The organism is Kitasatospora sp. NPDC087861, assembly GCF_044742585.1.
Taxonomy (GTDB): Bacteria; Actinomycetota; Actinomycetes; order Streptomycetales; family Streptomycetaceae; genus Kitasatospora.
This window is the reverse complement of the sequence record NZ_JBIUUS010000006.1, coordinates 227,008-247,365: the sequence shown is the minus strand read 5'-3', so window position 1 is coordinate 247,365 and position 20,358 is coordinate 227,008. Positions and strand designations below refer to the sequence as shown.

The window sequence follows — 20,358 nt, the reverse complement described above, 5'->3', positions numbered from 1 at the left end:
GGTGGAGAGATGTGGTGCAGACCCGACACCGGGCCGCCATCTGGCGGCCCGGGCGGATCCGGGCGCGGGCGGCGGCCCGACACCCGGCCGGACGGGCGGAGGAGCCGGTGGCTCCGGTTGACGCCCGGTCAGGGCGCCCGCTCGTCCGGTCGGTTGGTGCGGTGGATCAGCGGCCCAGCCGGCCGCGAACCATGCCGAGCATGGCGTTGAGCTCCTCGATCCGCAGGCGCTTCGCGATGAACACGAACACCGCCAGTTGGAGGCCGCCGGCCGCGACGAGGGAGAGCACGCTGCCCATCCAACCGTCGAGCACCTGCTGGACCGCCAGGCTGACGCCGAGGCCGACGACCGTGGCCGGCACGCAGGCGGTGGCCAGCCGACTGTAGGTCCTGGCGATCCGCTTGCTGTCCAGCCCGCCGATCTTCTTCTTCAGCTTCGGCAGCGCGACCGCCACTCCGACGGCGTAGGCCAGACCATAGCCGAAGGCCATCCCGATCACGGCCCACTGGGCGGGCAGCGTGAACCAGCAGACCAGCGAGAACCCGGCCTGGCAGACGGCGACCCAGACGGTGTTGGAGAAGGGAGTCCGGGTGTCCTCGTAGGCGTAGAAGCCGCGCAGCATCACGTACTGGGCCGAGTACGGGATCAGCCCGAGCGCGAAGGCCGAGAGCATCAGGCCGACGTTGGTCGCGTTGTCCAGGGCCCGGTCACCGCCGCCGACGGCGTAGATCGAGCGGCCGATCGCCGGGCCGAGCGACAGGAACAGGAAGGCGCCCGGGACGACCGCCACCGCGCTGGTGCGCAGCCCGTACGACAGGTCGTCGCGGACGGCGCCGGCGTCCTCGTCGGCGGCCGCCCGGGAGAGCCGGGGGAGCACCGCGCTCATGATCGAGACGGTGATCACGGCCTGCGGGAGCTGCCAGATCAGCAGGGCGTTGGAGAACGCCGCGAGGCCGACGCCCTCGTGGCCGCCCGTCTTGGCGGCGCTGCCGGCGGCGGTGGCCAGCTGGGTGATGACCAGGTAGCCGGCCTGGTTGGCGAGCACGAAGAAGAAGGTCCACTTGGCCAGCCGGGCGGCCTTGCCCAGGCCGTGGCCGCGCCAGTCGAAGCGGGGCCGGTAGCGGAAGCCGGCCGACCGCAGGTACGGGATCATCGCCAGGGACTGGACGACCAGGCCGAGCAGGGTGCCGAGGCCGAGCAGCCGGACGCCCTCGGGCGAGATGGTCTCGGGGGACACCCCCGTGCCGTCGTAGCCGCCGTACACCCAGATGTACGCGCCGAAGGTGAAGATCACCACGATGTTGTTCAGGACCGGGGTCCACATCATCGCGCCGAACCGGCCGCGGGCGTTGAGGATCTGCCCCATCACCACGTGGACGCCCATGAAGAAGATGGTCGGCAGGCAGTACCGGGCCAACGCCACCGTGGTCTCGGCGCGGGCCGCGTTCTCCATCATCGGGTGCGAGATCAGCTGCACCAGCAGCGGTGCCCCGAGCACCGCGAGGAACACCACGCCGCCGAGCCCGACCATCACCAGGGTGAGCAGCCGGCTGGCGTACGCGGTGCCGCCGTCCTCGTCGTTCTTCATGCTGCGCACCAGCTGCGGCACGAAGACCGCGTTCAGCGCGCCGCCGCCGATCAGGATGTACAGCAGGGTCGGCAGGGTGTACGCGGCGTTGTACGAGTCGCCCATGACGGCGACGCCGATGGCCGCGGTGATCACCATGGTCCGGACGAAGCCGGTGCCGCGGGAGACCAGCGTGCCGGCCGCCATGATCGCGCTGGAGTTCAGCAGACTCGCGACCTTGCCGCCGCCGGCCGCCGGGGCGGGCTCGGCCGCGGGCGCCTGCTGGGCGGCGTGCTCGTCGGCGACGATGTCCGCCAGCGGCTCCACCGCCGGCGGCACCGCCACGGCGGCCACCTGCGTGGTGGCCTCCTCCTCGGAGAGCGGCGGGTCGAACTCGATCGGAGGCACGTACGGGTGGTACCCGTCCGGAGCGCCGTGCGGCGGCTGCTGGCCCGGGTAGCCGCCCACCGGCGGGTACGGCGCGGGGGCGACCGGCGGCCCGGCGGTGGGGGGCACGGGAGCGCCCGGCGGCGTCATCGGTGGAATCGGGGCGGGCTGGGGCGCCGGCGGCTGGGCCGCGGCCTGCGCCGGGTGGCCGCCGAACAGCGCGTCCACCCCGACGTACTCGGTGGTCTCGCTGTCCCAGGTCGCGTGCGCCGGGCCCGGCTCCCACTGCTGCCGGGGCTGCTCCTGGCCGCCCCACTGGCCGCCGCCGGCCGGAGCCGGCGCCTCCTGCCAGGCGGCCTGCGCGGGGGTGTCCCAGCCGGGCTGCACCGGCGGCACCGGTGACGGGAACGGCGCCGGCGACGGGAACTGGGCCGGCGGCACCGGTGTCGGGTAGCCGCCGCCGTGCGGTGGCAGCTGCGGCGGCACGTCGTACGCGGTGGCCGGCGGCTGCGGCGTCGCGGGCCGGTCGGCCCGCAGGCCGTACGGGTCCTGGCCGGCCTGCGGGTTCCCGTACGCGTCGGCCGCGTACGGGTCCTGGGCGTAGGTGTCGGCCACGTACCAGTCGCCGGACGGCGACTCGGCGCCCGGCCGGTTCTCACCGCGGCCCGGCGGCCGCTCCTCGCTGCGCCCGGTCATGTCACCTCTTCGCTGTCGTGGGGGTGGCCGGCCCGGCGTTGCGGGGGGTCGGCGGTATCAAGGACCAACCTTCTCATCACTGGCGGTCCGATCCCGCCCATCCGCGCTGCTGCCGCGCGGTGTCTGCGCTGAGCCGGCGCTGTCGGAGCCGTCGTCGGGGCCGTCCTCCGGGCCGTCCTCGGCGGGTTCGCCGGTACCGTCCTCGGACTCGTCCCCGTCGGGGCCCGCGTCCTTCGCCGGGTCCGCCGTACCGCCTCCGGCCGGGCTGTCCCCTGCCGGGCCGCCCGTCGCCGGGTCGTCGACCGGCTGGTCGCCGTCGGCGTGCGGCTGCCCGGCCCGCCGCTTGCGCTGGCGGACGAACCGCAGCGCGGCGAGCAGCAGGAGGAGGGCGGCGCCCGCGAAGACGTACAGCACGCCGTTGGTCACCGAGGTGACCTCGACCTGGAAGGTCTGCGCCGCGCCGTACTTCTGTGGGTTGGGGCCGGTGGTCCAGAGCTGGGCGGTCATGGTGACCGGCCCGTTGTTGTGCGCCTCGGCCTGGAACCGGAGGGTGACGCTCTGGGAGGCCGGGATGACCAGTTCCTCGTCCTTGCCCACCCGCAGCCGGTTGGGCTGGGTCGAGGTGAGCACCAGCTTGAGGTTGGTGACGGCCTGGGTCAGGTCGTTGCGGACGCTGACCTGGAGCAGACCGGTGTCACCGGAGAGGGTGACCACCGTCTTCGGCGGCACCCGGACGGCCCTGGTCAGCTCGTCCAGGTAGTCGGTGACGCCGTCCCGGTAGCTGCTGCCGGCCGACGCGTCGGTGCGCCACTCGGTGGACAGCGAGCGGACCATCGCGGCGCTGAAGGGGCCGCGCACCCGCTGCGGCAGGGTGAGTACCCGCATCAGCGTGTCCAGGTCGTGCTGGATGCCGTCGGTCTTGCTCAGGTCGTCCGCCGACAGCTCCGAGGCGCGGGCCTGGGCCGGGTAGTCGGTGGCCGCCGGGACGGCGGTGGTGGCCTTCGGGTCGGGCGAGGCCTGGGCCAGCGTGTCCAGCTTGACCGGGGAGAGCCACTTGTCGGAGGCCGTCTGCAGGGCGCCCGCCAGCGCCTTGGCGGTGCTCACGGTCATCTCGCGCGGCGGCATCACCAGCAGGCCGCGCGGGTTCTGCGGCTGCTCGTGGGTGATCGTGTACGTCTCGGCGAGGAAGCGCTGGGTCGCCTGGGTCTGCGCCTGCGGGGTGGTGAGGTCGGTCTGGAACAGCCCGGAGACGGTCTCGTCGGCGACCACCGCGTTCTGCCCGTTGCCGATCGGGCGTACCGCGGTCGGGGTGTAGGTGATCGAGTCCGACTCCGGCATGCTCGTGCCGTTGACCAGCAGCAGGTTGCTGCCCGCCTGCTGGGCGACGCCGGCGATCTGCTGGTCGAGGTAGCCCTGGTACGGCCAGGCCACGTCCGAGCGGGTGTCGACGGACAGCCGCCCCTCGACGGTGAGCCGGCCGGCGGTGGCGGCCTTGTTCAGGGCGGTGCCCATCCCGGTCAGGTCGGCGCCGTTGTGCGCGATCGACGCGAGGTCCGGGTCGGCGTACGGCAGCGACACCACCTGGGCGCCCGGCTTGGCGACGGCGGCCCGCAGCTTGTCCAGCCAGGCCGTGGCCGCGGCCTGGCCGTTGCCGAGGACGGTGTTGTCGTCCTTGGCCGGCTTGCCGACGGAGTCGTGGCCCGGCTTCTGCACCCGGTACTGCTTGGTCATCGCGAACGCGGCGTCCAACAGGTCCGGGTCGACCACCCAGGTCAGCCCGGGCAGCTTGGCCCCGGTGTCCACCAGCTCGTACAGCCGGCCGCCCGGGGAGAACTCGGCGGTCAGGCTGTCGTCGCGCAGGACGGGGACGGTCTGGTCGTTCTCGGAGGTGGTCTGTGCGGCCAGCACCGGCGCGTGCACCAGCGGCCAGAGCGTGGTGATCTTGGTGGGTTGCGCCTCGGCGCCGCCCGGGTTGTACGGCAGGAAGGTCCGGGCGATGCCCAGCGGCCGGTCGCGCTGGTTGTCGGCGGTCGAGCCCCAGGCGTCCACCGCGAGCTCGTAGACGCCGCTCTCGGACAGTCCGAGGTCGCTCACCGCGACGCCCAGGGTGTACGGCTGGCTCTGGCCCGGGCCCAGCTCCGGCAGGGCGTACTGCGGGCTGTCCAGCTCCACGCCGTCCGAGTTGGCCGGGCCGGAGCGGTCGGCCACCGAGGACAGCTCGCTGCGCCGCTGCAGCGGCTTGCCCGACACCGGCTTGCGGACGGCCGCGTGGGCGCCCTTGAGCGCCGACTTGCCGGTGTTGGTGACGTGCCCGGTGATCGTCACGGTGCCGTTCGGACTGGCCACCTGCGGCGCCACCGTGTCGATGGTCATCACCACCGGGTACTCGGCCGTGGACCCGCTGTCGGCGGCCGGCCGGACGTTGCCCCCGCTCGGCAGCGCCTCGGCGGGGGCGACCGCCGCGAACAGGGTTATGGCGGCCCCGCAGGCGGCGGCGAGGCGGCGGGCCGCACGCCTCGCGCGCAGTCCCGGTCCGCGCCCCTCGACGGTCCGTTCGGTCCGTTCGGGCTGTCGGTGCGCCCCCAGGCCCGAGTGCCGTGCCGGCTCACTCACTCGTTCCGCCCTCGCCGTTCTCGATCGCTCGCTGCTGATGCTGTTCGCTTGACGCTCTTCGCTTGACGCTGTTCGCCGTGCCGGTGCCGCGGATGCTCCGCCGGCCACGGCGGCGCGCGACACCGCATCCCCTGTCCGGTGCCCGAGACTCGTCCACCGGCATGGTAACGATGCAGCCCGGGATGCAGTGTTGCGGGCCTTGGGGTGAGACGCCCAAAACGCGCGGGCGGTTGACCTGCCGGGCCACGTACTCTTGTGAGCCGTGTCCACTGCCAATGAGCCCACCGCGCGCATCGACCCTTCCAGCACCGCCGTCCAGGTCGTCCCAGGCCTGAGCGAGGCCCAGACCCTGGGGCTGCAAGAGCTGCTGCGGGTGTCGCCGGTCGCCGACGAGATCGCCCGCCGGTTCGAGGCGGCCGGTCACCGGCTGGCCCTGGTCGGCGGCTCGGTGCGGGACGCGCTGCTCGGCCGGCTCGGCAACGACCTGGACTTCACCACCGACGCCCGCCCGCAGCAGGTGCTCAAGCTGGTCAAGGGCTGGGCGGACGCGGTCTGGGACGTCGGCATCGCCTTCGGCACGGTCGGTGCCCGCAAGGACACCGCCGAGGGCTCCTTCCTGATCGAGATCACCACCTACCGCTCCGAGGCGTACGACCGGACCTCCCGCAAGCCCGAGGTCACCTACGGCGACACCATCGAGCAGGACCTGGTCCGCCGGGACTTCACCGTCAACGCGATGGCCGTCGACCTGCCCGGCCGCGGCTTCGTCGACCCGCACCACGGCCTGGACGACCTGGAAGCCCGGGTGCTGCGCACCCCCGCCACCCCCGAGGAGTCCTTCTCCGACGACCCGCTGCGGATGATGCGGGCCGCCCGCTTCGCGGCCCAGCTCGACTTCGACCCGGCCCCCGAGGTGATCGCCGCGATGACCGCGATGGCCGAGCGGATCACCATCGTCTCGGCCGAGCGCGTCCAGGCCGAGCTGAACAAGCTGCTGCTGGCCAAGCAGCCGGTGAAGGGCCTGCGGCTCCTGGTCGACACCGGCCTGGCCGACCACGTGCTGCCCGAGCTGCCCGCGCTGCGGCTGGAGCGCGACGAGCACCACCGGCACAAGGACGTCTACGAGCACTCGCTGACCGTCCTGGAGCAGGCCATCGCCCTGGAGCAGGACGGCCCGGACCTCATCCTGCGGCTGGCCGCGCTGCTGCACGACATCGGCAAGCCGCGCACCCGCCGCTTCGAGTCGGACGGCCGGGTCTCCTTCCACCACCACGAGGTGGTCGGCGCCAAGATGACCCGCAAGCGGATGCGCGAGCTCAAGTACTCCAAGGAGCTCACCGAGGACGTCTCGCGCCTGGTCGAGCTGCACCTGCGCTTCCACGGCTACGGCGGCGGCGAGTGGACCGACTCCGCGGTGCGCCGCTACGTCACCGACGCCGGGCCGCTGCTGGAGCGCCTGCACAAGCTCACCCGCTCCGACTGCACCACCCGCAACCGCAAGAAGGCGACGGCGCTGTCGCGCACCTACGACGGCCTGGAGCAGCGGATCGTCGAGCTGAGGGCCCAGGAGGAGCTGGACGCCGTCCGCCCGGCGCTGGACGGCAACCAGATCATGGAGCTGCTCGGCCTCAGGCCCGGCCCGCAGGTCGGCAAGGCGTACAAGCACATGCTCGAACTCCGGCTGGAGCACGGCCCGATGGAGCACGACGAGGCGGTGGCCGCGCTGCGGGCCTGGTGGGCCGGGCAGCAGGGCTGAGGGGTGTGACGAGGGGTGGTCGCGGCCGTCGGCCGGGACCACCCCTCGGGCGTGCCGGAAGGTCAGCCGTGGAGGCTCTGCAGGCAGAGCACGTAGCTGAGGGAGGGCAGGTTGGAGTACGTGCGGGTGTAGGTGCTGTCCGACTTCGGCTGCTTCTCGCAGACCTTCTCGTCGGAGGTGGCGAGGTACTTGAAGACCACCTTGTACTGGGCGCGGGAGTCGCCGCAGGGCAGCATGGTGATCTTCGGGTTGGCGTCGTGGGTCGCGCCGGTGCCGTTCTCGTTGCGCAGGCAGTCGCCGGACTTGGCCTGGTCGATGCTGTTCGCCTCGGTGCTCGGGTCGGACGGCGGCGGCAGCGTGATGCTGGGCAGCGGCGGCATCGTGAACGTCGGCGAGGGGAACGGCCGCGGCGTGTAGGTCGGCAGCGGCGGCGGCGAGAAGGTGGACACCGGGGGCACCGTCACCGTCGGGATCGCGATCGGCTTGGCCGGGTCGTCCTGCTTCGGGCCGAGCGCCCCGGTGGCGGCCAGCACGAGCGTGACGACCAGCGAGAGCGGCAGCAGCAGCATCAGCGCGTGCGGCCGCCGGCCCAGCGGGACGCCGGGGTCGAGCTGGGGGCCGTGGCTGCCCGGGACGGGCGGCGGCAGCTGCTTGATCCGGCCGTTGGGGACGAGGTTCAACAGCAGGGTGATCGGCGCCAGCAGCACCGACACCGGGCTCCACCAGCCCTGGACCAGGGTGCGGGCGGACATGTCGCGCACCGTCGCCGTCCCGCAGGTGCGACAGAACGGGCCCGGCATCCGCAGCATCCGGTAGGCCAGGAGCAGGCCCTGGTGGCCCCGGACGGTGGTGTCCACGGCCGGGAAGCCGCCGCAGAAGCGGCAGGTGGGCCCGTCCTGCGGCGCCGGCGGCGGGTAGCCGTAGCCGTAGCCGGGCGCGGGCTGCGGGGGGTAGCCGTACGGCTGGTCGGGCGGCGGCGGGGCGGTCGGGTAGCCGTAGCCGGGCGGCGGGCCCGGCGGCGGGGGCGGGGTCGGTGCGCCGTAGGGGTTCCCGGCGGCGTACGGGTTGCCGTCGTCGGGCGGCTGAGAGCCGTAGGGCATCTGGGGCGGCGGAACGGACAAGAGGTCCCCCGGGGAAACGGTGGTGGTGGAGAGGTCAGGACTTCTTCACCGGCGGGGTGCCGGCGGGGGCCATCGGGCCGAGGCAGAGCACGTACCGCTTCTTGTTCCAGCGGCGCCCGCTCTTGCCCGAGACGGCGCTGGTGGTCTGCGGTGTCTGGCGGCAGCGGTTCACGTCGGTGGTGTCGTCGAACTTCGACAGCACTCGGTAATTCGCTGTGGAGTCAGTGCACTTGACGATCTCGACATCGCGCGTACCGCTCACCCGGACGCAGTCGCCGGGCTTGGCGCTGCTGACGGCCGGGCCGCTGACGAAGTAGCCGACGGCCAGGGCGATGCAGCCGCCGACCACGCCGACGGCCTTCAGCCGGGCCTTGACGCCGCGCTTCTTCCCACCGGGCGCGTAGGCGGCCGGGGCGGGCTGCGGATAGCCGTACGGTCCGGCGGGCGGCTGCTGGCCGTACGGGGGCTGCTGCCCGTACGGCGGCTGGGCGCCGTAGCCGGGCGGCTGCTGCCCGTACGCCGGGGGCGGCCCGAAGCCGGGCGGGGCGGGCTGCGGCGGCCCGGGCTGCGGTTGCGGCTGCGAGGGGATGTACGGCTGCGGCTGCCCGTACTGCGGCGGCGGCCCGAACTGCGGGGCCTGCTGCGGCTGCCCGTACGGCGGCGGCCCGTACGGGCCGGGCGGTGTGCTCATCAGTTCGTCCCCCGAGACCGAGTGCTGTCGCTCCGACAGGTCTGACGTACCTTAGCGAGTCGGTCGGACGCCACCGGTGCCCAGGGGACTTCAGGAGTGCTGGTCACCGGGGAGCGGACCGTGGCGCCGGGCGGCGCGCAGGTAGAGGACCGCCGCGAGCCCGTACACCGCCGCGACCCCGGCGAGCACCGCGACCGAGCGGCCGGAGAGTGGCAGCACCAGCGCGGTGACCAGGGCGGCGACCACGAAGGCGACGTTGAACAGCACGTCGTAGATCGCGAAGACCCGGCCGCGGTACTCGTCCTCGACCGACTCCTGGACCACGGTGTCGGCGCAGATCTTGGTGCCCTGGGTGACCACCCCGAGCAGCAGCGCCGCGATCAGGCAGGGCAGCAGGGTGAAGCTCAGGCCCAGTGCCGGGACGAAGACCACCGGGGCCGCCAGACAGACCGTCATCCAGCCGGTCAGGCCGAGCCGCCGGGTGCACCAGGGGCTGACCACCGCGGCGACGAAGAACCCGGCGGCGGAGAGGCCGACCGCCTGGCCGAGCGTGACCAGCCCGGCCGCGCTGTCGGTCGGGTCGTTGAAGGTGTACCGGGCGAGCATCACCACGACCACGATCAGCACGCCGTAGCAGAACCGGGCCGCGGTGACGGCGGCCAGCGCGTGGACGGCGGGCCGGCAGTCCCGCACCAGGTGGCGGACGGCGGCGCCGAGTTCGACGGTGGCCCGGACCAGCGCCTGGCCGAGCGCCGGGCGGTCGCCGTGCTTCTCCGGGCCGAGCAGGTCCCGGTCCATCCGGCGGGCGGCCAGCGCGGCCGACAGGTAGAGCAGCGCGGCCACCGTGACCAGCGCGGCGTCCGCCTTCGGCCCGGGGGTCATCACCTGGTGCAGCAGGAAGCCGACGCCCCCGCCGGAGGCGGCGGCGACCGTGCCGAGGGTGGGGGAGAGCGCGTTGGCGGTGACCAGTTGGTCCTGCTCCACCACCCGGGGCAGGGCGGCGGACAGCCCGGCCAGGATGAACCGGTTGAGCGCGGTGACCAGCAGCGCCGAGGCGAAGAACAGCCAGGTCGGCGCCTCGGCCAGGAGCAGGGCGCCGGTGACCAGCCCGAGTCCGAAGCGGGCCAGGTTGCCGTAGTAGAGCACCTGGCGGCGGCGCCAGCGGTCCAGCAGCACACCGGCGAACGGGCCGATCACCGAGAACGGCAGCAGCATCACGGCCAGGACCGAGGCGATGTCGGCGGGGGAGGACTGCTTCTCCGGGGAGAACACCACGTAGGCGGCGAGCGAGACCTGGAAGACGCCGTCCGAGAGCTGGGAGAGCACCCGGGCGGTCAGCAGCCGGCGGAAGTCCCGACCGCGGAGCAGGCCGAGAAGCGTGGCACGGTGCGCGGACTGGTGGGTGCTGCCGTTCTCGGTGATCGCCACCCGCCCAGGGTCCCACGGAACCGGTCGCTGTTTCACGTGAAACATTCGGCGGGAAACGGTGAAGGGCCCACGATCCGATCGTGGGCCCTTCGATGAGGCCAGGGCCCCTAGCGGCGGCTACCCGCCGTCAGCTTCAGCGCTCGACCTCGCCGCGGATGAACTTCTCGACGTTCTCCTTGGCCTCGTCGTCGAAGTACTGGACCGGCGGGGACTTCATGAAGTACGAGGAGGCCGACAGGATCGGGCCACCGATGCCGCGGTCCTTGGCGATCTTCGCGGCGCGCACGGCGTCGATGATGACACCGGCGGAGTTCGGGGAGTCCCAGACCTCGAGCTTGTACTCCAGGTTCAGCGGGACGTCGCCGAACGCGCGACCCTCCAGGCGGACGTACGCCCACTTGCGGTCGTCCAGCCAGGCCACGTAGTCCGACGGACCGATGTGGACGTTCCTGGCGCCCAGCTCGCGGTCGCGGATCTGCGAGGTGACGGCCTGGGTCTTGGAGATCTTCTTGGACTCCAGGCGCTCGCGCTCGAGCATGTTCTTGAAGTCCATGTTGCCGCCGACGTTCAGCTGCATGGTGCGCTCGAGGATGACACCGCGGTCCTCGAACAGCTTGGCCATCACGCGGTGCGTGATGGTGGCGCCGACCTGGGACTTGATGTCGTCACCGACGATCGGCACACCGGCCTCGGTGAACTTGTCCGCCCACTCCTTGGTGCCCGCGATGAACACCGGCAGGGCGTTCACGAAGGCGACCTTGGCGTCGATGGCGCACTGGGCGTAGAACTTGGCGGCGGCCTCGGAGCCCACCGGCAGGTAGCAGACCAGGACGTCGACCTGCTGGTCCTTCAGCACCTGGACGACGTCGACCGGGGCCTCGTCGGACTCCTCGATGGTCTCCAGGTAGTACTTGCCCAGGCCGTCGAGGGTGTGGCCGCGCTGGACGGTGACGCCGGTGGGCGGCACGTCGCAGATCTTGATGGTGTTGTTCTCGCTGTTGCCGATGGCGTCGGCCAGGTCGAAGCCGACCTTCTTGGCGTCGACGTCGAACGCGGCGACGAACTCCACGTCACGGACGTGGTACTCGCCGAACTGGACGTGCATCAGCCCGGGGACCTTGCCGGCCGGGTCGGCGTCCTTGTAGTACTCGACACCCTGCACCAGCGACGCGGCGCAGTTGCCCACGCCCACGATGGCTACGCGAACCGAACCCATTCCGGTTGCTCCCTGTGATCTCATGAGGGCCGCCGGGGTCGACGGCACTCGTCCTGCTTCTTCGATGACTGCATGTACGGGCGCAAGGCGCCCACTCCTGCCGCGCGGCACAGGGCTGACGCGGTGTCAGCGCTCCTGGTCGGAGCGCCCCGGGCGGTCGTACGGTGGCCCGGGCGGGTCCAGGGACCCTTCCTCCTGGCCACGGCCGTCCGAAGTCTTGTGGGGTACGGCGGTGGTGCTCCCGCCGGTGGCGGGCCCGGTCCGGCCGGTGCGGTTGGCGCGCTCGGTCTCGATCAGCTCGTTGAGCCACCGGACCTCGCGTTCCACCGACTCCAACCCGTGCCGCTGCAGCTCGACGGTGTAGTCGTCGAACCGCTCGCGGGCCCGGGCCAGCGAGTTGCGCATCTTCTCCAGGCGCTCCTCCAGCCGGCTGCGGCGCCCCTCCAGGACGCGCATCCGCACGGCCCGGTCGGTCTGGCCGAAGAACGCGAAGTGGACGCCGAAGTGCTCGTCCTCCCAGGCGTCGGGCCCGGAGTCGGCGAGCAGCTCCTCGAAGCGCTGCTTGCCTTCGGGGGAGAGCCGGTAGACGGTCTTGGACCGCTTGCCGTTGAGCGCGGTGGCCGGGACGTACTCGACGTCCGGGTTGTCCTCGACCAGGAAACCCTGGGCGACCAGGCTCTTCAGGCAGGGGTAGAGCGTTCCGTAGGAGAACGCCCGCAACGTTCCGAGCAGGACGTTGAGCCGCTTGCGCAGCTCGTAGCCGTGCATCGGGGCGTCGTGGAGCAGGCCGAGAACGGCGAACTCCAGCACTCCTGAGCGCCTGCCCACTGCCGTCGTCCTCCTTCCTCTCGACCCTCGTCCGGCCGCTGCATCCGGCGGTATGCCGCTTCGATGTATCGGCTCGATATATCGAGAACAGTAAACCTGGCCCCCGGAACGGGCAAGGGGGGCACGCGTGAATGTGATCACAAGGCGACGCGCGGCGGTGATTGGCAACGGGCGTGTAATGATCTGTTGCCGTTTTGCGGCCATTGGCGACTGATGCCCGATTAGGTGTGATTAACGGCTGCGTACGCTGTCGCGTGTGCACGAGGACCACCTCCGGGGTTAGGGCGGTTGGCGGGCATCGGACGTGAACCCTGCCTTCAGGCTGGAACCGCCTGGCGAGGAGTGGCTGCAACATGAGCGAACGACGGCGAAGGACGCCCAACCCGGGCGGTGACGGGCAGCAGCCCCCGGGAGGTGGAGACCGTCGGGGCGGACCCGGCCGTGACGAGTTGGGTTCGGCCGGAATCGGCCGCCGCCGCCCGCCGGGCGTGCGGGAGACCGCCCAGCAGCCCCGCATGGGCCGTGCCGAGATGCGCAAGGCCGCGCAGAAGGGTGGCAAGGGCGGCCGGCGCGGTGCCGCCGCCGCATCGGCGGCCGTCGCCGCCGGCCCGGGCAAGAAGCGGTTCATCGACTACCCGCGGTTCGGCAAGACCGGCATCAAGCGCTGGCTGCCGTCCTGGCGGCAGTGGCTGACGGCCTGTCTGACCGTCTTCGCCGCCTTCGTCGGCCTGGTCTTCTACCTGTACCAGACCACCGAGGTCCCGCAGCTGAACGACCTGGTGAAGGATCAGAACACGATCTACTACTGGGCCGACAACTCGGAGATGACCCGCAAGGGCGAGACCAACCGCCAGATCGTCGAGCTCTCCGACATCAGCCCCAACCTGCAGAACGCGGTGATCGCGGCGGAGAACCAGAGCTTCCGCACCGACAGCGGCATCGACCCCAAGGGCATGCTCCGCGCCGTCTACAACATGGCGAAGGGCGGCGAGACCCAGGGCGCCTCGACGATCACCCAGCAGTACGTGAAGAACGCCTACCTCAGCCAGGAGCAGACCCTGAGCCGCAAGGTGAAGGAGTTCTTCATCACGCTGAAGATCAACCGGGAGAAGGACAAGAACGAGATCCTCAAGGGGTATCTCAACACCAGCTGGTTCGGTCGCGGAGCGAACGGTGCCCAGGCCGCCGCGCAGGCCTACTACGGGGTCGACGCCAAGGACCTGAACGTCTGCCAGAGCGCGATGCTGGCGGGCCTGTTGAAGGGCGCCGCGTACTTCGACCCCACCAAGCCGGAGAACAAGCAGCGGGCCAACGACCGGTGGACCTGGATCCTCGAGCAGATGGTGAAGACCAAGGCCATCACCCCGGAGGAGCGCGCCAAGTGCACCACGTTCCCGGACCCGGTCCCGCAGAAGCCCAGCTCCAGCATGAACGGTGAGGTCAGCTACCTGGTCGACACCGCGAACAAGTACCTGATGGCCACGGACAAGACGATCACCCAGCAGATGATCGACAAGGGCGGCCTGAAGGTCTACACCACCTTCGAGAAGGACAAGGTCGAGGCCCTGAAGAAGGCCGTCGACGACGTCAAGGGCGAGAACCTCAACCTGCAGAAGCGCCCCGACCTGGACAAGTGGGTGCAGTTCGGCTCCGCCAGCATCCGCCCCGGGGACGGCGCGATCGTCGCCCTCTACGGCGGCGACGGCGTGGAGAACGGCCACTTCGACAACAACGCCGACGCCATCGGGGTCCAGGTCGGCTCGACCTTCAAGCCTTTCGTGCTGGCCACCGCGATGCAGGTCGGCGTCCAGACGGCCACCGACGACAAGGGCAAGCCGAAGCGGATCAACGCCGACAGCCGCTACCTGTCCGACGACCTGTCCGAGATCCGCAAGCCGGACGGCTCGCTGGTGATCGGCGACGACGGCAAGCCCTACCGGCAGAAGAACGAGGACACCAGCAAGCACGGCTACGTCTCGCTGCGGCAGGCCATGCAGTTCTCCTACAACGTGCCGTTCGTCCAGCTGAACCAGGACGTCGGCGGCCAGAACGTGGCCAACATCGCCGAGCAGATGGGCATCAAGAAGGAGAGCTTCGCCGACCCGAAGACCCCGACCTTCGCGCTCGGCACCTCCACCATCAGCCCGATCCGGATGGCCACCGGCTACGGCACGCTGGCGGCCAGCGGCAAGGAGTCCGAGCCCTACTCGGTCACCAAGGTCGAGGTGGACGGCAAGGAGCGCCCGGGCTTCGGCAAGAAGGAGCCCCGGGTGGCGCTGGAGCCGGCCGTCGCGGACAACGTCACCGACGTGCTGGTGAACGTGGCGAGCAACGGTACCGGCACCAAGACCAAGACCCTGGGCCGCCCGGTGGCCGGCAAGACCGGTACCACCGACCAGAACAAGTCGGCCTGGTGGGTCGGCTACACCCCGCAGCTGGTCACCAGCATCGCGATGTGGCGCGAGGACCCGACCAAGCACGAGCGGCTGTCGCTCAACGGCACCGGCGGCAAGGAGTCCATCCACGGTGGTGACATCCCCACCGACATCTTCACCCGGTACATGAAGGTCGCGCTGGCCAACGAGAAGAAGCTGGACTTCCCGACGCCGACCCCGGTCGGCACCGAGGTCGACTCCTCCGGGGCCCCGAGCACCGCGTCCCCCACGTCCTCGCCGACGACGACCGACACCCCGTCGGCCCCGCCCACGACGCAGCCGACCTCCAACCAGCCCCCGCCGGCCGGCAACAACCCGCCGCAGCCGCCCGTGTCCACCCAGGGCCCGGGCTGTGTCCCGGGCGTGGACTGCCCGGGGACGCCGAGCCAGACGCCGACGCAGACCAACCCCGGTCCGACGAGCAGCTGCGGCTTCCTCGGCTGTCACACGCCGCCGCCCACGACGCCGCCGACGGACACCAGCCCGAGCGGCAAGCCGTCGACCAAGCCGCCGACACCGTCCAGCACAGGCGGGTCACAGGGCGGCGCCCTGCTGCCCTGAGGCCACCCGCCGAGCGGATGAACGGCGGTGGCGGTCCTCTCCGGAGGGCCGCCACCGCCGTTTCGTCATGATTCGCCGCACCCCGGGCGACGGGGGCCGGGCCCGTTGCGGGGGCCTCCTCGTCCTGGTGGGGCCGGTGCGGCAGGATGTCCGGCATGACGTCGAGCGATCGTGACGAATCCGCCGGCCCGGTCGGGCCAGGCGACGCCGCAGGGCCGGCGCCGACGGCCGTCGCCACGGCCGCGCCGCCGGTCAACACCGTGGTCGTCCCGGCCGACGAGGACCCGGTGGCGGCGGCCGGCAGCGAGGTGATCGGCGGCCCGCCGGGCCGCCGGGCGCTGCTGGGCGTCTCCTGGTGGATCCCGGCGCGCTTCCTGGCGCTGGCGGTGATCGTGGTCTCGGTGCTCGGCATGGTGCAGAAGGCGCCCTGCTACAACCAGGCCTGGTTCCAGCCGGGTTCGCCGCAGTACATCCACGCCTGCTACAGCGACATCCCGCACCTGTTCTCCGGCCGCGGCTTCTCGGCCGGGCTGCACCCGTACGTGGACCGCATCCCGGGCACCTCGGGGGATCTGCAGTACCTCGAATACCCGGTGCTGACCGGCCTGTTCATGCAGGTCGCGGCCTGGCTGACGCCCGGCGCCGGCACCCAGCAGGACCAGGAGCGCTGGTTCTGGGCGATCAACGCGGGGATGCTGATGGCCTGCGCGGTGGTGGCCGTGGTGGCGCTCTCGCGCACCCACCGCCGCCGCCCCTGGGACGCCCTGCTGTTCGCGCTCGCGCCCGTCCTGCTGCTGAACGGCACGGTCAACTGGGACCTGCTCGCGGTCGCGCTGGCCGCCGTGGCGATGGCCTGGTGGGCCGGCTCCCGGCCCGGCTGGGCGGGCGTCTTCATCGGCCTGGCCACCGCGGCCAAGCTCTATCCGGTGCTGCTGATCGGCCCGCTGCTGGTGCTCTGCTGGCGGGCCGGGAAGTGGCGCGAGCTCCGGGTGATGCTGGGCGGCGCGGTCGGCGCCTGGCTGCTGGTCAACCTGCCGATCATGGCGGCCAACTGGCAGGGCTGGTCGACCTTCTACGTCTTCAGCAAGCACCGCGCCGAGGACTACGGCTCGTTCTGGCTGATCCTGATGCAGGCCCGGGGCACGGGACTGGCCGACCTCGACCTCTACATCGGCGTGCTGATGGTGCTGGGCTGCCTGGCCATAGCGTGGCTCGCCCTCTCGGCGCCCCGCCGCCCGCGCTTCGCGCAGCTGGCCTTCCTGGTGGTCGCCCTGTTCGTGCTGGTCAACAAGGTGTACTCGCCGCAGTACGCGCTCTGGCTGTTGCCGCTCGCGGTGCTGGCCCGGCCGCGCTGGCGGGACTTCCTGGTCTGGCAGGCCTGCGAGGTGCTGTACACCCTGGGCATCTGGTCCCACCTGGGCTTCGTCACCGGGACCAAGCAGCACGGGATCGGCGAGTCCTGGTACCACTTCGCGGTCGTGCTGCACCTGCTGGGGACGCTCTACCTGGTCGCCCTGGTGGTCCGCGACGTCCTGCTGCCGGACCGCGACCCGGTGCGCCTGGACGGCAGCGACGACCCGTCCGGCGGGGTGCTCGACCGGGCCCCGGACGTGTTCGTGGTCGGCGCCGCCCGGGCGCTGCGCGAGGAGGAGAGCTACGCCGGATACGCGCCGGCCGGCTCCGAGCAGTGGCTGAACGAGCCCGAACTGTCGGAGCCGGCCGAGAAGTAGCTGTTAGCGGTCCACCACGCGGTCGAAGTGCGTGGTGGTGTGCCGCACCTGGAGGCCGAGCTCGTCGCCGATCGCGGGGGGCTTGGTCTCCCCGTCCAGGAACAGCAGCGAGACCTGCATGTGCGGCGGCTCGGCGAACCAGAGCTGCTTGCCGGCCCAGTGGAACGGCGACTTGGTCTTGTTGACGGTCGCCAGGCCGGCCCGGGCGATGCCCTTGGCCCGCGAGGCCATGCTCTGGACGTACTTGGGCGCCTCCAGGCCGATGCCGTGCGCGGTGCCGCCGGCCACCACCACGATGTGGCCGTCGGACGGCGCCGGGTGCTGGCGGTAGCCGTAGCGGTCGCCCTTCTTCACCGGGGTGACGTCCAGGACCGTGGCCCGGACCTCCAGCGCGCCGTGGTCGCCCAGCCAGAGCCGGGTGCCGATCCGGGCCCGGAAGACGATGTCCGGGTAGCGCTGGGCCAGCTGCTCCATGCCGGCCGCGCCGAGGTGGCTGACGTACACGGTGTGCACCGGCACCCCGGCCGCCCGGGCGGTGTCCACCCAGTGGGCGACCTCCTCGACCGGGCTGGAGCCGTCCGGCCGGTCCATCGGCAGGTGCAGCGCCAGGCCCTCGAAGGCGACGCCGTCCAGCTCGGCGGCGACCGCCGGGAGGTCGGCGGCGCTCACCCCGTGGCGGCGCATGGAGGTCATGCACTCCACCACCACCCGGGCGCCGTGCAGCGCCCGCAGCGAGTCCAGGTTCGCCACCGTCCGGATCACCCGGGCGTGCGGCAGCGGCAGCGCCTCCTCACCGACCCGGTACGGGGTGAGCACCAGCAGCTCGCCGCCGTACCACTCGGCGGCGTCGGCGGCTTCGTACGCGGTGCCGACGGCCAGCACCCCGGTGCCGAGCAGAGTCGCCTCCTCGGCCAGCCGGTGGTTGCCCAGGCCGTAGCCGTTCCCCTTGGCGACCGGCACCAGGCCGGGGAACTCGGCGAGGACGGATCGCTGGTGGGTGCGCCAGCGTTCGGTGTCGAGGTAGAGGGACAGCGTCATCGGGGCAGCCTCCTCAGCGGCGGGACATGTAGAGGTCGAGGGCCTTGTGCAGCAGCTTGTTGAGCGGGAAGTCCCACTCGCCGAGGTACTCAGCCGCCTGGCCGCCGGTGCCGACCTTGAACTGGATCAGGCCGAACAGGTGGTCGTTCTCGTCCAGGGTGTCGCTGATGCCGCGCAGGTCGTACACCCCGCCGCCGAGCGCGTAGGAGTCGCGCATCATCCGCCACTGGATCGCGTTGGACGGCTTGACCTCGCGCTTGTGGTTGGCCGAGGCGCCGTAGGAGTACCAGACGTGCTCGCCGACCACCAGCATCGTGGTCGCGGCCAGCGGCTCGCCCTCGTGGTAGGCGATGTAGAGCCGCATGCGGTTCTGGTCCTCGGCCGTGAGGGCCTTCCACATCCGCTGGAAGTAGGCCAGCGGGCGCGGGGTGAACTTGTCGCGCTCGGCGGTCACCAGGTAGAGCTGGTGGAAGATCGGCAGCTCGTCGTAGCCGCCCTGGTACACCTCGACGCCGCTCTTCTCGGCCTTCTTGATGTTGCGGCGCCAGAGCTGGTTGAAGCCCTTCTGGATGTCGTCCAGCGAGCGGTTGGCCAGCGGCACCTGGAAGACGTAGCGGGGCTGGACGTCACCGAAGCCGGCGCCGCCGTCCTCGCCCTGCAGCCAGCCGGACTTGCGCAGCCGGTCGGCCACCTCGAAGGCGCGCGCCTCGTACCAGTCGGCCTCGACGTCGCGCAGGCGCTTGGCCTGCTTGGCGGCGATGGCCTCCTTGATGGTCGGGGCGTTCCAGCGGCGGATGACGACGGGCGGGCCCATCTTCACGGAGAAGGCGCCCTGCGACTTCAGGTGCGCCAGCATCGGGGAGAGCCAGCGGTCGAGGTCCCGGTCGAACCAGTCGATGACCGGGCCCTCGGGCAGGTAGGCGAGGTAGCGCTTGAGCTTCGGCAGCTGGCGGTAGAGCACCAGGCCGGCGCCGACGAGCTGGTTGGCGTCGTCGAACCAGCCGATCGACTCCGAGCGCCACTCGGCCTTCACGTCGCCCCACGACGGCACCTGCATGTGGCTGGCCGAGGCGCGGCTCCTGATGAAGGCGAGGTGCTCCTCGCGGGTGATCGTCCTCAGGCGCAGGCTCATTGCTCGGTGCTCCTCGTCGGTCGGGCTGCGGTGGGCCCCAGGTTCTCGGGCTGACCCTATCGTCCGGGGCCCGGGCACCCGCCGCTGCGGGCGCGACGGCGCCCCCGTCGCGTACCTGTCTTCTTGCAGATACGTCACGGGGGCGCCGAGGGTTCCGTGCGGGCGGTCCGGTGGGGCCGTCCGACCGGAGCGCAGCGGTCCGGCGGGGCGGCTCAGCCCCAGAGGCCGCCGCGGGCGACGCCGAGGTAGAAGCCGACGGCGGAGGCGCCGAGCGTGATCATCAGCACGAAGCGCTCGGCCGTGGTGACCGAGACGAACATGCCGAGCAGCCCCGTGATGATCCCGAACAGGCCGGTCCACGAGGTCAGCACGTGCAGGTTGTGGAAGAACGAGGTGGTGAAGGCGATCACGCCCAGCACGGCGGTGAGGCCGACCAGGGCGTTCTCCCGGGGGTGCGGGTGGCCGTCGGTGTTCAGTGTGAGCGCGGGCATGCGGTGGACGGACTGGGCCATGAGTCCCACCTCCTGGCGTGGAGACGAACGGGCAGGAATCCCGTTCCGTCCAGATTGCGGCGGTTGGGCCGGTCTCACAACCCCTATGCGTTTTGTTCGGCCGTACGGGTGCGGGTAGGCTGTGCCCTCTGCACTGGTGTAGTTGTGCCCCCTTGCGCCCTCTTCCGGGCGACCGCCCCACCGGGTGAGTGGGGGCCGACTGTCGGACCCGGCCGCTACGGTGGGCCGGTGTCGTCACTGCTCCGGTGCCGACGCTGCACAACCCTCCTGCCACGGAGAGACCGTGGCCGTTGAGTCCAAAGGAGGTGGGTTACCCATGCGTCACTACGAGGTGATGGTCATCCTCGACCCCTCGGTCGAGGAGCGCGCTGTCTCCCCCCTGATCGAGAACTTCCTCACCGTCGTCCGCAACGCGGGCGGCAAGGTGGAGAAGGTCGACACCTGGGGTCGTCGCCGTCTGGCTTACGAGATCAACAAGCAGTCCGAGGGCATCTACTCGGTCATCGACCTCAAGGCCACGCCTGAGGTCGTCAAGGAGCTCGACCGCCAGATGGGCCTGAGCGAGTCGGTTCTGCGGACCAAGGTCCTGCGCCCGGACACCCACTGAGCCACCTCTGAGGCCTTCGGGTCTCGGGTAGCTCGCGACC

The 20,358-nt window shown here is 71.6% G+C and carries 14 protein-coding genes; 4 read left to right on the top strand and 10 right to left on the bottom strand.

Going from position 1 to position 20,358, the window contains the following annotated elements:
• Window positions 1–166 precede the first annotated feature (166 nt).
• The gene (gene murJ / locus ACIOJE_RS12040; RefSeq protein WP_400775510.1) at window positions 167–2,182 is read right to left on the bottom strand and encodes a murein biosynthesis integral membrane protein MurJ; all 2,016 of its coding nucleotides are present in this window, start codon (window positions 2,180–2,182) and stop codon (window positions 167–169) included.
• A gap of 525 nt (window positions 2,183–2,707) precedes the next feature.
• On the bottom strand, window positions 2,708–5,263 hold the full coding sequence (locus ACIOJE_RS12035; RefSeq protein ID WP_400775439.1) for a DUF6049 family protein: 2,556 nt from the start codon (window positions 5,261–5,263) through the stop codon (window positions 2,708–2,710).
• Between the two features lie 331 nt (window positions 5,264–5,594).
• Here ACIOJE_RS12035 and ACIOJE_RS12030 point away from each other — a divergent pair, with 331 nt between their 5' ends.
• The gene (locus tag ACIOJE_RS12030) at window positions 5,595–7,019 is read left to right on the top strand and encodes a CCA tRNA nucleotidyltransferase (protein ID WP_280674104.1); all 1,425 of its coding nucleotides are present in this window, start codon (window positions 5,595–5,597) and stop codon (window positions 7,017–7,019) included.
• 62 nt (window positions 7,020–7,081) lie between these two features.
• On the opposite strand, the gene ACIOJE_RS12025 is transcribed toward ACIOJE_RS12030, so the two are convergent.
• The 5 genes from ACIOJE_RS12025 to ACIOJE_RS12005 form a co-directional block, all read right to left on the bottom strand.
• Complete coding sequence (locus ACIOJE_RS12025) at window positions 7,082–8,119, bottom strand: hypothetical protein (protein WP_400775437.1); 1,038 nt, start codon at window positions 8,117–8,119, stop codon at window positions 7,082–7,084.
• Window positions 8,120–8,174: 55 nt separating this feature from the next.
• On the bottom strand, window positions 8,175–8,831 hold the full coding sequence (locus tag ACIOJE_RS12020) for a hypothetical protein (RefSeq protein WP_400775435.1): 657 nt from the start codon (window positions 8,829–8,831) through the stop codon (window positions 8,175–8,177).
• A 90-nt stretch (window positions 8,832–8,921) separates the two neighbouring features.
• Window positions 8,922–10,259 (bottom strand): MFS transporter, encoded by a 1,338-nt coding sequence (locus ACIOJE_RS12015; RefSeq protein ID WP_400775432.1) that lies wholly within the window; start codon window positions 10,257–10,259, stop codon window positions 8,922–8,924.
• 133 nt (window positions 10,260–10,392) lie between these two features.
• Window positions 10,393–11,475, bottom strand: a complete 1,083-nt coding sequence (locus ACIOJE_RS12010) for an inositol-3-phosphate synthase (protein ID WP_280673873.1) — start codon at window positions 11,473–11,475, stop codon at window positions 10,393–10,395.
• A gap of 126 nt (window positions 11,476–11,601) precedes the next feature.
• Window positions 11,602–12,303: a PadR family transcriptional regulator gene (locus ACIOJE_RS12005; RefSeq protein ID WP_280673871.1), complete on the bottom strand. Its 702-nt coding sequence runs from the start codon at window positions 12,301–12,303 to the stop codon at window positions 11,602–11,604.
• Window positions 12,304–12,656: 353 nt separating this feature from the next.
• Here ACIOJE_RS12005 and ACIOJE_RS12000 point away from each other — a divergent pair, with 353 nt between their 5' ends.
• Together ACIOJE_RS12000 and ACIOJE_RS11995 are read left to right on the top strand one after the other, a co-directional pair.
• Window positions 12,657–15,299, top strand: a complete 2,643-nt coding sequence (locus tag ACIOJE_RS12000; RefSeq protein WP_400775428.1) for a transglycosylase domain-containing protein — start codon at window positions 12,657–12,659, stop codon at window positions 15,297–15,299.
• Window positions 15,300–15,454: 155 nt separating this feature from the next.
• The gene (locus tag ACIOJE_RS11995; RefSeq protein ID WP_400775425.1) at window positions 15,455–17,029 is read left to right on the top strand and encodes a glycosyltransferase family 87 protein; all 1,575 of its coding nucleotides are present in this window, start codon (window positions 15,455–15,457) and stop codon (window positions 17,027–17,029) included.
• Between the two features lie 3 nt (window positions 17,030–17,032).
• Here the strand turns inward: ACIOJE_RS11995 and ACIOJE_RS11990 are convergent, their stop codons facing one another.
• From ACIOJE_RS11990 to ACIOJE_RS11980, 3 genes are all read right to left on the bottom strand, one after another.
• Window positions 17,033–18,067 (bottom strand): alanine racemase, encoded by a 1,035-nt coding sequence (locus ACIOJE_RS11990; protein ID WP_280673865.1) that lies wholly within the window; start codon window positions 18,065–18,067, stop codon window positions 17,033–17,035.
• Window positions 18,068–18,080: 13 nt separating this feature from the next.
• A complete protein-coding gene (locus ACIOJE_RS11985; RefSeq protein WP_280673863.1) occupies window positions 18,081–19,199 on the bottom strand; it encodes a peptidoglycan bridge formation glycyltransferase FemA/FemB family protein in 1,119 nt (372 codons plus the stop codon).
• Window positions 19,200–19,411: 212 nt separating this feature from the next.
• Window positions 19,412–19,711, bottom strand: coding sequence for a hypothetical protein (locus ACIOJE_RS11980; RefSeq protein WP_280673861.1), 300 nt, complete (start codon window positions 19,709–19,711; stop codon window positions 19,412–19,414).
• 316 nt (window positions 19,712–20,027) lie between these two features.
• Here ACIOJE_RS11980 and rpsF point away from each other — a divergent pair, with 316 nt between their 5' ends.
• Entirely contained in the window at window positions 20,028–20,318 is a 291-nt protein-coding gene (rpsF, locus tag ACIOJE_RS11975; protein WP_063348486.1) for a 30S ribosomal protein S6, read from the top strand.
• Window positions 20,319–20,358 lie beyond the last annotated feature (40 nt).

What these genes read in the sequence shown, in the direction of transcription:
- ACIOJE_RS12025 (WP_400775437.1), bottom strand. Translation starts at nt 8,119, where the DNA reads ATGCCCTACGGCTCTCAGCCGCCCGACGACGGCAACCCGTACGCCGCC.
- rpsF (WP_063348486.1), top strand. Translation starts at nt 20,028, where the DNA reads ATGCGTCACTACGAGGTGATGGTCATCCTCGACCCCTCGGTCGAGGAG.
- ACIOJE_RS12020 (WP_400775435.1), bottom strand. Translation starts at nt 8,831, where the DNA reads ATGAGCACACCGCCCGGCCCGTACGGGCCGCCGCCGTACGGGCAGCCG.
- ACIOJE_RS12000 (WP_400775428.1), top strand. Translation starts at nt 12,657, where the DNA reads ATGAGCGAACGACGGCGAAGGACGCCCAACCCGGGCGGTGACGGGCAG.
- ACIOJE_RS11985 (WP_280673863.1), bottom strand. Translation starts at nt 19,199, where the DNA reads ATGAGCCTGCGCCTGAGGACGATCACCCGCGAGGAGCACCTCGCCTTC.
- ACIOJE_RS12010 (WP_280673873.1), bottom strand. Translation starts at nt 11,475, where the DNA reads ATGGGTTCGGTTCGCGTAGCCATCGTGGGCGTGGGCAACTGCGCCGCG.
- ACIOJE_RS11990 (WP_280673865.1), bottom strand. Translation starts at nt 18,067, where the DNA reads ATGACGCTGTCCCTCTACCTCGACACCGAACGCTGGCGCACCCACCAG.
- ACIOJE_RS11980 (WP_280673861.1), bottom strand. Translation starts at nt 19,711, where the DNA reads ATGGCCCAGTCCGTCCACCGCATGCCCGCGCTCACACTGAACACCGAC.
- ACIOJE_RS11995 (WP_400775425.1), top strand. Translation starts at nt 15,455, where the DNA reads ATGACGTCGAGCGATCGTGACGAATCCGCCGGCCCGGTCGGGCCAGGC.